Source organism: Streptococcus oralis (assembly GCF_003942585.1).
GTDB classification, from domain to species: domain Bacteria; phylum Bacillota; class Bacilli; order Lactobacillales; family Streptococcaceae; genus Streptococcus; species Streptococcus oralis_BE.
On the sequence record NZ_RJNK01000001.1, the window covers coordinates 497,037 to 511,174 of the forward strand.

At 43.1% G+C, this 14,138-nt stretch carries 15 protein-coding genes; 1 reads left to right on the plus strand and 14 read right to left on the minus strand.

Annotated features, from left to right (window positions below; translation table 11 throughout):
- Positions 1-154: 154 nt before the first annotated feature.
- The 7 genes from D8862_RS02525 to budA all read right to left on the minus strand — a co-directional run bounded on the left by D8862_RS02525 (position 155) and on the right by budA (position 6,605).
- The gene (locus D8862_RS02525) at positions 155-1,225 is read right to left on the minus strand and encodes an ABC transporter substrate-binding protein (protein ID WP_125448572.1); all 1,071 of its coding nucleotides are present in this window, start codon (positions 1,223-1,225) and stop codon (positions 155-157) included.
- Entirely contained in the window at positions 1,222-1,995 is a 774-nt protein-coding gene (locus D8862_RS02530) for an ABC transporter permease (protein WP_061599258.1), read from the minus strand. The genes D8862_RS02525 and D8862_RS02530 overlap by 4 nt, the downstream gene beginning before the upstream one ends.
- Positions 1,992-2,798, minus strand: a complete 807-nt coding sequence (locus D8862_RS02535; protein WP_125448573.1) for an ABC transporter permease — start codon at positions 2,796-2,798, stop codon at positions 1,992-1,994. Before D8862_RS02535 ends, D8862_RS02530 begins: the two co-directional genes overlap by 4 nt.
- Positions 2,779-3,936 (minus strand): ABC transporter ATP-binding protein, encoded by a 1,158-nt coding sequence (locus D8862_RS02540; protein WP_125448574.1) that lies wholly within the window; start codon positions 3,934-3,936, stop codon positions 2,779-2,781. Before D8862_RS02540 ends, D8862_RS02535 begins: the two co-directional genes overlap by 20 nt.
- 158 nt (positions 3,937-4,094) lie before the next feature.
- Entirely contained in the window at positions 4,095-5,000 is a 906-nt protein-coding gene (gene murB / locus D8862_RS02545) for a UDP-N-acetylmuramate dehydrogenase (protein ID WP_185760821.1), read from the minus strand.
- A gap of 111 nt (positions 5,001-5,111) precedes the next feature.
- Positions 5,112-5,864 carry a YhfC family intramembrane metalloprotease gene (locus D8862_RS02550; protein ID WP_125448575.1) on the minus strand — a complete coding sequence of 251 codons (753 nt, stop codon included), beginning with the start codon at positions 5,862-5,864 and terminating at the stop codon, positions 5,112-5,114.
- Positions 5,865-5,873: 9 nt separating this feature from the next.
- Entirely contained in the window at positions 5,874-6,605 is a 732-nt protein-coding gene (budA, locus tag D8862_RS02555) for an acetolactate decarboxylase (RefSeq protein ID WP_125448576.1), read from the minus strand.
- Between the two features lie 145 nt (positions 6,606-6,750).
- Between budA and D8862_RS02560 the strand changes: the two genes are divergently transcribed.
- Positions 6,751-8,022: an aminotransferase-like domain-containing protein gene (locus D8862_RS02560; RefSeq protein WP_125448577.1), complete on the plus strand. Its 1,272-nt coding sequence runs from the start codon at positions 6,751-6,753 to the stop codon at positions 8,020-8,022.
- A gap of 20 nt (positions 8,023-8,042) precedes the next feature.
- Here the strand turns inward: D8862_RS02560 and D8862_RS02565 are convergent, their stop codons facing one another.
- From D8862_RS02565 to D8862_RS02595, 7 genes are all read right to left on the minus strand, one after another.
- Positions 8,043-8,858, minus strand: a complete 816-nt coding sequence (locus D8862_RS02565) for an ABC transporter substrate-binding protein (RefSeq protein ID WP_125448578.1) — start codon at positions 8,856-8,858, stop codon at positions 8,043-8,045.
- 158 nt (positions 8,859-9,016) lie between these two features.
- On the minus strand, positions 9,017-9,670 hold the full coding sequence (gene phoU, locus D8862_RS02570; RefSeq protein ID WP_125448579.1) for a phosphate signaling complex protein PhoU: 654 nt from the start codon (positions 9,668-9,670) through the stop codon (positions 9,017-9,019).
- Between the two features lie 11 nt (positions 9,671-9,681).
- Complete coding sequence (gene pstB, locus D8862_RS02575) at positions 9,682-10,440, minus strand: phosphate ABC transporter ATP-binding protein PstB (protein WP_000138670.1); 759 nt, start codon at positions 10,438-10,440, stop codon at positions 9,682-9,684.
- A 12-nt stretch (positions 10,441-10,452) separates the two neighbouring features.
- Positions 10,453-11,256, minus strand: a complete 804-nt coding sequence (gene pstB / locus D8862_RS02580; RefSeq protein ID WP_000049851.1) for a phosphate ABC transporter ATP-binding protein PstB — start codon at positions 11,254-11,256, stop codon at positions 10,453-10,455.
- A gap of 10 nt (positions 11,257-11,266) precedes the next feature.
- Entirely contained in the window at positions 11,267-12,151 is an 885-nt protein-coding gene (gene pstA, locus D8862_RS02585) for a phosphate ABC transporter permease PstA (RefSeq protein WP_000543050.1), read from the minus strand.
- On the minus strand, positions 12,141-13,058 hold the full coding sequence (gene pstC / locus D8862_RS02590; RefSeq protein WP_001070951.1) for a phosphate ABC transporter permease subunit PstC: 918 nt from the start codon (positions 13,056-13,058) through the stop codon (positions 12,141-12,143). The genes pstA and pstC overlap by 11 nt, the downstream gene beginning before the upstream one ends.
- The gene (locus tag D8862_RS02595; protein WP_125448580.1) at positions 13,058-13,936 is read right to left on the minus strand and encodes a phosphate ABC transporter substrate-binding protein PstS; all 879 of its coding nucleotides are present in this window, start codon (positions 13,934-13,936) and stop codon (positions 13,058-13,060) included. The genes pstC and D8862_RS02595 overlap by 1 nt, the downstream gene beginning before the upstream one ends.
- Between the last annotated feature and the right edge of the window lie 202 nt (positions 13,937-14,138).

Consider the following 14,138-nt stretch of genomic DNA (forward strand, 5'->3'; position numbering starts at 1 on the left):
TGTGTGATTGAGTAGCATGACTTCCTACCTTAGATGGCTCGCAGCACCGCCATTTCTCTGGACTAAGATGACTGAAAATCAATTCTCAACTTTATTATTATATCGTTTTTTTTAGTTTGCGTCAACTGGGAAAGCCGACAATAAACCATCACTCCTACTTCCGATACATCTTAAATTGTAGGAAGAGATCGCTATATTTGCCTGTCCATTTATGGTCAAACTTCTCATAAACTTCTAGGTTTTTCATGGTATCAGCGTCTGGATAGAAGGATTTGTCTTCCTTGGTCTCCTCTGGGAGCAGTTCCTTGGCTGTGTTATTTGGTGTTGCATAGCCGACATACTCAGCATTTTTCAGAGCATTGTCGGGTTTCAACATAAAGTTGATAAAGGCGTAGGCTGCATCTTGGTTTTTCACAGTTTTTGGAATGACCATGTTGTCAAACCAGAGATTGCTGGCCTCAGTAGGCACAACATATTTGAGGTTAGAATTTTTCTCCAACATCTGGCTGGCTTCCCCAGAGAAGGTCACGCCGATAGCAGCATTGTTTTGAATCATGTAACCTTTCATCTCGTCCGCCACAATGGCCTTGATATTTGGAGTCAGTTTATATAGTTTGTCTACTGTCTCTTCCAACTGCTGAGGATCCTTTGAGTTGAGACTGTAGCCCAGCGAGTTAAGCCCGAGTCCCAGCACCTCACGCGCCCCATCAAAGAGCATGATAGAATTCTTATACTCTGGTTTCCAGAGGTCATCCCAATGCTCAGGCGCCTCTTCTACCATGGTTTCGTTGTAGACAATTCCCAAGGTACCCCAGAAATAAGGGATGGAGAATTTATTGCCTGGGTCAAAAGACTGGTCGAGGAACTCTGGACCAATATTTTCAATCCCCTCAATCTTAGAATAATCAAGAGGAACCAAGAGATCCTCATCCTTCATCTTGTTGATCATGTATTCACTAGGAATAGCAATATCGTAGGTCGTTCCACCTTGCTTGATCTTGGTATACATGGCTTCGTTGGAATCAAAGGTCTCATACTGAACTTGGATCCCTGTTTCTTCTGTGAATTGCTCCAAAAGTTCTGGATCGATATAGTCTCCCCAGTTGTAGATAACCAATTTTTGACTATCTCGACTGTTGATTTTACTATCTAGATGATGAGCAACTCCCCACAAGACAAGGATAATTGCTGCAATTCCTGCTAAAAATGAATAGAGTTTTTTCATGCTTGCTCCTCCTTCTCACGTGAGATAAAGTAATAACCTACAACTAGGATAATACTAAAGAGAAAGACGAGTGCAGACAGGGCATTAATCTCTAACGAAATCCCCTTACGAGCGCGAGAGTAAATCTCGACTGACAGGGTTGAAAAGCCATTCCCTGTGACAAAGAAGGTCACAGCAAAATCATCTAGCGAATAGGTGAAGGCCATGAAATAACCTGCAATGATAGACGGAGTCAGGTAAGGAAGCATGATTTCCTTAAACATCTGAAACTGGCTGGCACCAAGGTCATAAGCCGCATGGATCATGTCACCATTCATCTCCTTGAGACGGGGCAAGACCATCAAGACCACGATTGGGATTGAGAAGGCTACGTGACTAGATAGAACCGTCAAAAAGCCAAGTGAAAACTTCAGCTGAGTAAAGAGAATCAAGAAACTGGCACCAATCATAACGTCAGGCGCAACCATGAGGATATTATTGAGTGATAAAAAGGCTTCTTGGTATTTCTTACGAGACTGGTAGATATAGATGGCACCGAAAGTTCCGATAATAGTCGCTATCAAGGCTGATAAAAAGGCCAAGAAGAAGGTCTGGGTGAGGATCAACATGAGACGACCATCACCAAACATGGTTTGAAAATGGCTCAAGCTAAAACCAGTAAAGCTGTTCATATCATCGCCAGCATTAAAGGCATAGCCAATCAAGTAAAAGATTGGCAAGTAAAGGATGATGAAGACAAAGGCTAGGTAGAGATTAGCAAATTTTTTCATCGTTCTCTCCTTTCCTTGGTCACCCACATGGTGAGAAACATGGTCAGGATAAGAATCACACCGATGGTTGAACCCATACCGTAGTTGTCATTTGTCAGGAAGTTCTGCTCAATGGCCGTTCCCAAGGTGATAACACGGTTCCCACCAATCAAACGTGTCAGCATGAAAAGGCTCAAGCTAGGAATAAAGACGGACTGAACTCCACTTCGCACCCCATTCATAGACAGAGGGAAAATAATGTGGCGGAAAGTTTCCCACTTGGTCGCACCGAGGTCATAGCTGGCATTGATGAGATTGTTATCCATATCGTCCAAGACATTGAAAATCGGCAAAACCATAAAGGGAAGCTCGATGTAGCTTGCTACAAAGATGAAGGAGAAATCCGTAAAGAGCAACTGTTGAGAACCGATTCCGATAAATTCCAAGAATTGGTTAATGGAGCCATTCTGACCAAAAATCCCAATAAAGGCATAGGCCTTGAGGAGCAGGTTGATCCATGTCGGCAAGATAATCAGCATGAGCCAGAGTTGACGGTGCTTGAGACGAGTCAAAAAGAGGGCTGTTGGATAGCTGATGAGAAGCGTCACCATGGTCACAATCCCCGCATAGAGAACTGAATTGAAGCTCATTTTGAGATAGGTCAAGTTTTGTGAAGCAAAGTAAGATTTGTAGTTTTCTAAACTGAACTGGCCTTCAATGTTGAAAAAGGATTGTCCAAAAATCAAGACTAAGGGTGCGAGGACAAAGAGTGCAATCCAAAGCATATAGGGCACTACAAAGAGTTTAGAGGTTGTTTTCTTCATCTCTTTCCTCCTCGATCGCGTTAATCAGACCTGCTTCTTGCTCTTCGATTTCTACGTATTCTTCGATACGAGCATCGAACTCTTCTTCGGTTTCGTTGAGACGCATGATGTGGATGTCTTCTGGTTCAAAGTCCAGACCGATTTCCTCACCAACGATGGCCTTACGAGTCGAGTGGATCATCCATTCATTTCCGAGCTCGTCATAGGCGATAATCTCATAGTGAACCCCGCGGAAAAGCTGGGTATCAACCTTAACTTGGAGCTTGCCTTCTTCAGGAAGAGTAATGCGCAAGTCCTCTGGACGAATAACAACTTCCACAGGCTCGTTTGGCTTCATCCCACCATCGACCGCTTCAAAGCGTTTGCCGTTGAACTCAACTAAATAGTCTTCAATCATGGTTCCTGGCAAGATGTTGGACTCGCCGATAAAGGTAGCTACAAAGTGGTTGATGGGCTCATCATAGATGTCTACAGGCGTTCCAGACTGAACAATCTCACCATCATTCATAACAAAAATCCAGTCACTCATAGCAAGGGCTTCTTCCTGATCATGAGTGACAAAAACAAAGGTAATCCCCAATCGTTGTTGCAGTTCACGCAGTTCGTACTGCATGTCTGTTCGCAATTTCAAGTCCAGAGCTGACAAAGGCTCATCCAACAAAACCACACGGGGTTGGTTGATGATGGAACGGGCAATGGCCACACGCTGACGTTGTCCTCCAGAAAGTTTACGGATGGAACGTTTTTCATAACCTTCCAACTGAACCATCTTGAGAACTTCCGCTACGCGTTGTTCGATTTCTTTCCTGTCAATCTTACGCAAGCGGAGTGGAAAGGCAACATTTTCAAACACATTCATATGTGGAAACAAGGCATAGGATTGGAAGACCGTATGGACGTCTCGCTTGTTGGTTGGGATGTCGTTGATCCGTACCCCATCCAACAAAATATCTCCTGTCGTCGCATCCAGCAAACCTGCAATAATATTCAGGATGGTTGATTTTCCTGAACCAGATGCGCCTAAAAGAGTATAGAATTTCCCTTCTTCCAACTCAAAGTTAATGTCTTTGAGAACCTTGGTGTTGCTGTCTTCAAAAACTTTAGAGACGTTTTTGAATTCGATAATTGGTTTTTTCAATTGGCATAAATTCCTTCTTTTTCATAAATTAACAGATCAGGGCTCTGTCAGGCCGCCACTACCTCTTGCAGGGAGTAAAACCACCTGCATATATCTTCGCTACCGATAGGCTTTCACCCCCTTTCCATTGACATAGCAGCAGCTATTCTGGTGAAACCTTACTCCTTATCACCCAAGATTCGGACTTCCCTCTCAAGGGTGACGCCTGAATGTTCCTTTACCTTTTCAATAACAGACTGGATCAAGTCCTCGTAGTCTTTAGCCGTTCCGTCAGCAACATTGATCATGAAACCAGCGTGCTTTTCAGATACTTCAACACCACCGATACGATAGCCTTTTAATCCCGCCTCTGAAATCAACTGACCTGCAAAATAGCCCACTGGACGCTTAAAGACTGAACCACAAGATGGATATTCTAGCGGTTGTTTGAGTTCACGAAGGTGAGTCAAGCGATCCATTTCCTGCTTGATAACCTGATGATTCCCTGGAGCTAGGGCAAATTTAGCTGACAAGACAATGGCCCCAGAATCCTGAATAGCTGAATGGCGATAACCAAAAGCCAAATCCTTGGCAGATAAGGTCTCGATTTCCCCTTCCTTAGTCAAAATTTGACAAGACTGCAAGATATGAGCAATCTCTCCTCCGTAGGCACCCGCATTCATAAAGACAGCACCTCCGATGCTCCCTGGAATGCCGCAAGCAAACTCAAAACCAGTCAAACTATGACGAAGGGCAATACGTGTTGTCTCAATCAAATTAGCACCCGCTTCTGCCTCAATGGTATAACCATCAACTGAAACGTTATTGAGCTTGTCACACAAGATGACAAATCCACGAATTCCACCGTCACGAACGATAATATTGCTGGCATTCCCAAGCACCATCCAAGGAATATTCTCTTGATTGGCAAATTGAACAACACGCGCCATCTCATAGCGATTGCGCGGTAAAACTAGGTAATCCGCTCGACCTCCAACCTTGGTATAGGTATAGGTCTTCAAGGGTTCCTTGAAACGAATATCAATTCCTTCTAATTGTTCTTGTATTCTAGTTACTAATGTCATATCTCTCATCCTTTTGTAAAGTGATTTCATTATACCATTTTTAAAGGCTTTTGACGACAGGAAAATTCTTGGTGTCAAAGCATTGCGTAAAAAAAGAGGTCGCCCCTCTTTTTATGATTTTTTCCAAAATGTAGATTTTGTCAGCCAGATAAAGACTAAAAGTTCTACGAGAAGAATAAACTCAACTAGAAGCGGATTTGCAATCCATCCCACCTGAGATAAGGCTGGAGCCAAGTCAAACAAGGCATGCAAACAATAAGCAGCAACGAGGTAGATCCATTTCTTTTGGCTAACACTTTGATAAACCCAGATGGAAAGACCGATTTGGAGAACCAAGGCAAGTACGCGCTCAACTCCTAGCAAATAAACCTGCCAAACAGAAAGAGACTGGACCGTTTCGAGTGTAGACTGTGGAAGGAGATTGGCTACATCAGTATTTGAAGTCTGGATGAGTGAAAAGAGAATCAAAAGACTGATCAAGCTTCCCATTCCGAGATAGAGCATTTCCAATCCCCCATGTCCCAAACCATAAGCCAAAGCATCTCGATCTTCTAGCTTTCTCTTTTTCTCCAACCATTTGAAAAAGACAAGGCGGGCAGTTTCCTCAAAAAGGGCAGCCATGGCAATCGCGTAAAGAACATATAGGAAGGGTTGCTCCTGCATGAGCGCAATGGTTCCGTCTTTTTGTGGATGAAGCACCAGAAGGTGAACCATCTTCTCTAACACTTGAGAAGAAACAAAAAATGCGATTGCCCCCAAGCCCATCACTGCAAGAGAGATCTTAAAGCGTTTTTTTGCATACCAAGTCCCACCTACTAGGACTAAAACCAAAGCGATCATGGTAAGGATAATATGTAGTGTCATCTTTTTCTCCTATTCTGACTTATCAATATCTTTCTTCATCTCGTCAACGTTAAATTTGGCAAATAAATACTGGCGATCTTGGACTGGAAAACGTTGGTCCAACTGGTCGACTGCCCCAACCTCGATCATTCCTTCTTTGATAACAAAGTCCATCACGTGCCCACCAAAGGTCAAATCATCTGAGATAAAATGCAAATGGTAGCCTGCAACACTCACTCCATGGAAAATCTCCGGTGTCCAAAATCCAACAATGGTTCCCGATACATTTTCACGGCTATATTCAGGTTGGTGAGTCGCGACATCAGCAAACTTGGTATCAGGTGTGGATTTGGGAATCATCCGTACGTGCATGTGGGCGAATTCCCCATGAATCTTGATGGAGCGAAAGAGATTTTCCCCATCATAGTAGGACTCAATCCGCTTTTCTAATTCCTTATCCGTCATCTCAAAGCGCTGGCGGAAAATCACTTCTGCCTGATGGGGAACCACTGCCGCATAAGGAATAAGGGCATCAGGTGCGACTTCTACAATTTCAGGTTGTTCCCCTGAACCTTTGGCTTGATAAGCCTTGCCATCAAGGACAATCAACTCCCCATCAATCGAATCAAGGGTTCCTAAACCAAGGTCGCCATGCTCCAGCAATTCTCCTACTGTCATGGTTCCACCATAGAGACCTGCCATTAGGGCACCTAAAGTATTGTATTGAAATAATTTTACCAGTTCCTGCACTTTTCTATCCATTCTCTTTCTTATCTTCTTTTCAATGAATCATCATACTTTCTAAGTATACCACATTTGCTCCTAGTTGTGAAAGGGAGAAATACTTTTCCCATTGCAAAGGAGGCAAAAAAAAGGTACAATGTAACAAAATCAACGGAGGTCTGGAATGAAGAAAGAAAGTAAATACCAAGCAGTCGTTTCCTTTCTCAAAAAAGGTATCGAATCAGGAAAATTCCCAACTGGTAGCAGACTTCCCTCTATCCGTCAACTGAGCCAAGACTTCCACTGTAGCAAGGACACTATCCAACGAGCCCTACTGGAATTACGCCATGAACAATACCTCTATGCCAAACCCAAAAGTGGCTACTATGTTCTGGAGCAAGGACAGCACCAAGACTTAGAAATCGAAGTCACTGATGAACATGCCAGTGCTTATGACGACTTCAGACTCTGCGTCAATGAAACCCTGATAGGCCGAGAAAACTACCTCTTCAACTACTATGACAACCAAGAAGGCCTTGAGGAACTCAGACAATCTGTCCATCAACTCCTCTTTGACCAGGCTCTCTACTGCAAACCAGATCAACTGGTTCTAACATCTGGCACCCAGCAAGCTCTCTTTATCCTTTCTCAGATTAACTTTCCGAGCGAGGGAGCTGAGATTTTGGTCGAACAGCCGACCTACCACCGGATGAATCGCCTCTTGGTCGCTCAAGGATTAGCCTACCAGACCATTGAACGTCGTATTGATGGCATTGACCTTGAAGAACTGAAAGAACAGTTCAAATCTGGCAAAATCAAGTTTTTCTATACCATTCCTCGCTTCCACTATCCCCTAGGTCATTCCTATTCTGATCAGGAAAAAAGGGCTATTCTGGATCTAGCAAACCAGTATGGTATTTACATCGTAGAGGATGACTATCTAGGGGATTTAGACCCTAAAAAAGGGCAAACCTTCCACTATCTGGATACAGAGGATCGGGTCATTTATATCAAATCCTTCTCAACTAGCCTCTTTCCAGCCCTTCGTATTACCGCTCTCATTCTCCCAAATGCCCTAAAAGAGGCCTTTGTTTCCTACAAAAATATCCTGGACTATGACAGCAATCTCATCATGCAAAAGGCTCTTTCTCTTTACATTGATAGCCAGTTATTTGAAAAAAATCGACTGGCCAGACTGAGCCTTCAAGAGAACTATCAGGCTCAGATTAAGGAAGTGCTTGAAGAAAACTCCTGTCCCTTGCCCCACTATCCTCTACACGATGGTCTTTTGCTTGATTTGAGACACTATCCTAAGATTGCCAGTTTGAAACACAGCTCACTCAAACTAGACTTTTTTGAGAAGGCTTATTTGGATGCCTGTCCTTATCAGTTTGCCAAAGTCTCTCTCGAAAATCTAGAAGCACTATTACAATACATAAAAGCAGAATTGGATTAAAGTCCAACTCTGCTTTCTTTTTATTGTTCAACTTCTGTTAGTTTCGCTGCTTTTTCAAGATAAGTTTGATAGGTGCCGTCATCTTTCAGTTTTTGGATAACCTTATCTACTACTGCTTTCAAGTCTGATTGATCCTTCTTGATAGCAACGGCATTGGCTTCGCCATCTTTCATCGTCAAGTTAACAGATGCAACAACAAGGTCTGAGTTTTTGCCTGCGTAGCTAAGAGCAACTGGTTCATCCATATGAACAGCATCCACTTTTCCAGCCTGCAATTCATTGACTGCTTCACCCATATTGGTCAAAGAAGTCAGTTGAGCATTTGGTAATTGTTCCTTGACCATGGTTTCTGGAACAGTTCCCTTTTGAGCTGCGACATTGGCACTTGCGAGGCTTGAAAGATCCTTATATTTGTCTAAATCGGCTTTTCTAACCAAGAAACTCATCTTATTTTCATAGTAAGGAATTGAAAAGTCAAAGACTTCCTTTCTCTCATCTGTGGCACTAATTCCTGCAATAGCCAAGTCAGCCTTTCCAGTTTGAAGACTGGTCAAGACATTGTCAAAACTCATGCTAGAGATTTCAAGCTTAACTCCAAGTTCATCCGCAATCGCTTGAGCCATATCAATGTCTGCACCAACCACTTGGTTTTTACCATCTACCAAGGATTGGAATTCAAAAGGTGCATAGTCTGGACTGGTCGCAACAACTAGCTTCCCTTTTTGTTTGATAGCCTCCACAGCAGACTGGGAACTACCCGTACTTGACTGACAGGCTACTAAAATCATGCTGGCAAGCATACTACACACAACTAATATCCATTTCTTAAACTTCATAAATAAACGACCTCTCTGTTATTTCTGAATAATTATAACTTATTTGAAAATACTTGTCAATATTTTCAGAATTTTCATTTCAAAAAAATTCCTTTTTATTCAAAAATAAAGACTAATCTGAGTTGATTAGTCTTTTTAGTGCATATTTAAACCGTTTCTTATAGTTCGACGATTTTACCTGTTTCAAAGTAAACAACCCATTCACAGATATTTTTTGCGTAGTCTCCGATTCGTTCCAAGAAAGAAATGACTTGGAAGTAATCACGACCTGTAACGATAGCTTCAGGGTTTTTCTTGATTTCTTCTGTAGCCAAATCACGGATGCTATCAAAGTAATGGTTGATTTTTTCATCCATAGCCGCAACTTCATAGGCCTGGTCCACAGAGCCATTCAGGTAGAGATCTAGAGCTGCTTCAACGAAGTTTTTTACATCGCGTCCCATCTTTTTGATTTCTTCTTCAACGGCAGGGATACGTTGCTCCCCCTTCATACGAATGGTCGCCTCAGCGATAGACACTGCATGATCTCCCATGCGTTCCACGTCTGACACTGCCTTGAGAACAGTCAAGACGGTACGAAGGTCTTGCGAAACAGGTTGTTGGAGGGCAATCATTTCAAATGATTTCTTTTCTAGTTTTACTTCGTATTCATTTATCTCTGCATCTTCCTCGATAACTTCTTTTGCCAAATCACGGTCATGCGTGACAAAAGCACGCACTGTACGATTGATTTGTGAGAGCACTTCTTGTCCCATGGCATAGAACTGGTTGTGCAATTTCTCCAAATCTTCTTCAAATTGAGATCGTAACATCTTTCAACTCCTTATCCAAATTTTCCTGTAATATAATCTTCTGTTTCCTTGTTTTGAGGGGAAAGGAACATCTTCTTCGTATCGTTAAACTCGATTAAATCCCCATCTAGGAAAAATCCTGTTTTATCAGAGATACGAGAAGCTTGTTGCATGGAACGCGTTACCAAGAGCATGGTGTATTTATCTTTCAGACCATACAAGGTTTCTTCAATCTTACCAGCCGAGATAGGATCCAAAGCTGAAGTTGGTTCGTCCAAGAGGATGATTTTAGGGCTGGTTGCCAAAACACGGGCAACACAGACACGTTGCTGTTGACCCCCTGAGAGACCAATGGCCGAATCATGCAAACGATCCTTGACTTCATCCCAGATAGAAGCACGTTGCAAAGCCTTTTCTACTGCTTCATCAAGGACCTGTTTATCCTTGACCCCATTGATACGTAGTCCGTAAACAACATTTTCGTAGATAGACATAGGGAAGGGATTGGGCTGTTGGAAAACCATGCCAATTTCCTTACGCAATTCAACCGTATCTGTACGCGGACTATAGATATTGTGACCATTATAAATCACTGTCCCAGTTGTTGTCACCTCAGGGTTTAAATCTCCCATGCGGTTGATGGCCTTGAGAAGAGTTGACTTCCCTGAACCTGAGGGACCAATGAGGGCGGTTATTTCCTTGGGTTGGAAAGAAAGGGAAACACTATTCAAGGCCTTCTTTTTATTGTAATAAACGGACAGGTCTTTAACCTGCAAAATCGGTTCTGTCATACTGCTTCCTTTCTAACCAAAGTGTCCCGTTACATAGTCATTGGTAGACTGTAGCTTGGCATTTTGGAAAATGTTGGATGTCTTATCATACTCGATCAAATCGCCCAAGTAGAAAAATCCTGTGTAGTCACTCGCACGGGCGGCCTGTTGCATACTGTGGGTAACGATGATGATGGTAAAATCCTTCTTCAATTCCAGCATTGTTTCTTCCAGCTGGGCTGTCGCAATCGGATCCAAGGCTGAAGCAGGCTCATCCATCAAGAGGATATCTGGTTTAACAGAGATAGCCCGCGCGATACAGAGACGTTGCTGTTGCCCACCAGAAAGCATCAAGGCTGATTTGTGGAGGTCGTCTTTGACCTGATCCCAAAGGGCAGCCTGTCTTAGAGAGGTTTCTACAATTTCATCAAGTACTTTCTTATCCTTAACACCTGCACGTTCATGAGCAAAAGTGATGTTGCGGTAAATAGACTTGGCAAATGGATTTGGACGTTGAAAGACCATTCCGATATGCTTACGCATCTCATAGACATTGATTTCTGGACGGTTAACGTCAATCCCTCGGTAGAGGATTTGACCTGTTACCTTGGCAATATCAATGGTATCATTCATCCGATTGAGACTGCGAAGATAAGTAGATTTCCCTGATCCAGAAGGACCAATCAAGGCTGTAATTTTATTTTTTTCAAATTGCATATCGATGCCCTTGATGGATTCATTTTTACCATAGTAAACATGTAAATCCTTGGTAGAGAGGGCCACTTTTTCTTCAGGAAAGGTGATGATATGCTTTTCATCCCAGTTATATTTTGACATGGCTTCTCCTTTAGGCAGCGGTTAATTTCTTGTGTAAATAGCTTCCGAGTTTGCGTGCCCCAAAGTTAAAAATCAAGATAAAGATGAGGAGCACCGCGGCAGAACCAGCTGATACGATGGTAGCATCAGGAATGGTTCCTTCACTGTTGACCTTCCAAATGTGGACAGCCAAGGTTTCTGCTTGACGGAAGATTGAGATAGGGCTGGTAACACTAAGGATATTCCAGTTAGACCAGTCAAGGGCTGGTGCAGACTGCCCTGCCGTATAGATAAGAGCGGCGGCCTCACCAAAGATACGGCCAGAGGCCAAGACAACACCTGTTACGATACCTGGAAGGGCTTCTGGAATGACGACATGGACCACAGTCTCCCAACGTGAAATTCCAAGAGCCAGACCAGCCTCACGTTGTGTATGGTGAACGTGTTTTAAACTGTCCTCAACATTTCGAGTCATCTGAGGGAGGTTAAAGACCGTCAAGGCCAAGGCACCTGAAATGATTGAAAATCCATACTCAAACTGGACTACAAAGATCAAGTAACCAAAGAGACCCACAACGACTGATGGTAGAGAAGACAAAATCTCAATACAGGTACGAATAAAATTGGTCACAGGTCCTTTTTTGGCATACTCAGCAAGGAAAACACCAGCTCCCATAGACAGGGGAACAGAAATGATCAAGGTAATGACCAAAAGGAAGAAGGAATTATAGAGCTGAATCCCGATACCTCCACCTGCTTGATAAGAGGAGGATTTCCCAGTCAAGAAGGACCAAGAGATATGAGGCAACCCTCGAACCAAGATATAGAGAATCAAAGATGCCAAAATGGCCACGATGATACCCGCGATGGTATAGAGGACAGCTGTTGCAAGTTTATCTAATTTCTTAGCGTGCATAGTTTTTCTTTCCTCTTTCTTTCGTAATCAATTTAATCACACTGTTAAAGGCCAAACTCATCAAGAGCAAGACTAAGGCCAGTGACCAGAGAACGTTATTATCAACCGTTCCCATGACGGTATTCCCAATTCCCATAGTCAAAACAGAAGTCAAAGTCGCAGCTGGTGTTGTTAGTGAGGTTGGGATAACTGCTGAGTTTCCGACCACCATCTGAATGGCAAGGGCTTCACCGAAGGCACGCGCCATCCCAAAGACCACTGCAGTGAAAATACCTGAACGTGCTGCTTTCAAGGTCACACGCCAGATGGTTTGCCAACGAGTGGCTCCCATAGCTAAACTAGCTTCACGGTAATGACGAGGAACAGCACGCAAGCTGTCTGTTGTCATAAAGGTTACAGTTGGTAGGATCATGACAAAGAGAACGAAAATCCCTGACAAGATCCCAAAACCAGTTCCACCAAAGACGCTACGGACAAATGGAACTACGACTTGCAAACCGATAAATCCATAGACGACTGAAGGAATACCGACGAGGAGTTCAATGGCTGGTTGCAAGATTTTTGCACCCTTTGGTGATACCTCTGTCATAAAAACTGCTGCTCCGATAGCGAAGGGTGTTGCGATCAGGGCTGATAAAATCGTCACAATAAAGGAGCCCAAAATCATTGGAAGGGCACCAAATTGTTTCCCTGAAGGGTTCCAAGTTTGTCCAAAGAGGAAATCAAAGATATTCACTCCATTGACAAAGAAGGTCGACAAGCCTTTCTGTGCTACAAAAATCAAAATCATCGCCACAATGATGACAATCAAAGAAAGGCAAGTGAAGGTCAAACCTTTACCAAACTTCTCAAGGCGAGAGTTCTTTGAAGGAGAGAGTAATTTTTTAGATAATTCTTCTTGATTCATTATTGACCTCCTTCTACTGATGTAACGGTACCTGAAGCATCCTTTTGGACTTTCATTTCATTGATAGAAATATAGCCCATGCCCTTAACAATCCCATTTTGGGCTTCATCTGAGAGGACGAAATTCAGGAATTCAGCAGCTAACTCATCTGGCTGACCAAGTGTGTACATATGTTCATAAGACCACAAAGGCCAGTTGTTGGTCGTTACATTTTCAGACGTAGGCTCATACCCATTGAGCTTCATGGTCTTGACTGAGTCATCCACATAAGCAAAGGCTAGGTAAGAAATGGCTCCAGGTGTTTGGGATACAATGGACTTGACCATTCCATTAGAATCCTGTTCTTGGCTCTGCATAGCTGCTTGACCATTCATAACCACCGTATCAAACGTCGCTCGTGAACCAGAACTTGCCGCTCGGTTGATGATCGAAATAGCTAAGTCTTTGCCCCCAACTTCTTTCCAGTTGGTCACTTCACCTGTAAAGATTTTGCGAAGTTGCTCGGTTGTCAGATTTTCAACAGCCACTTCTTTGTTCACAATTACAGCAAGACCAGCTACCGCAACCTTATGGTCCTCAAGTGCTGAAGCATCGATTCCTTCTTTTTCCTCTGCAAAGACGTCAGAGTTCCCGATGTCTACTGCTCCAGACTGCACTTGGGATAGTCCTGTTCCCGAACCACCACCTTGAACGTTGACTGTTTTTCCGATATTTTTTGAACCAAATTCGTCTGCTGCGGCTTCGACCAGAGGCTGAAGGGCAGTTGAACCGACGGCTGTCATGGTTTCTCCACGATCAATCCAGCTTGCACATCCGGCTAGAAAACCTGCCAGCAAAAGAGTCGCAAGAGATAGGACGAGCTTTTTTCTTTTTTTCACTATTTTTCTCCTTGAACATAATGATGAATACTCTGATTTCTTTCTGTTCCTATCATATCAATCAGTGATGATAAGATTTGGTTTACGATTTATAGACTGGAAGCCCCATTGAGGAGCAATCAGTTCATCACATAATATAAGTAAAAATGAAAGACTATCAGAAAAAACTCATACTTCCAATATAACATAGAATAGATTCTTT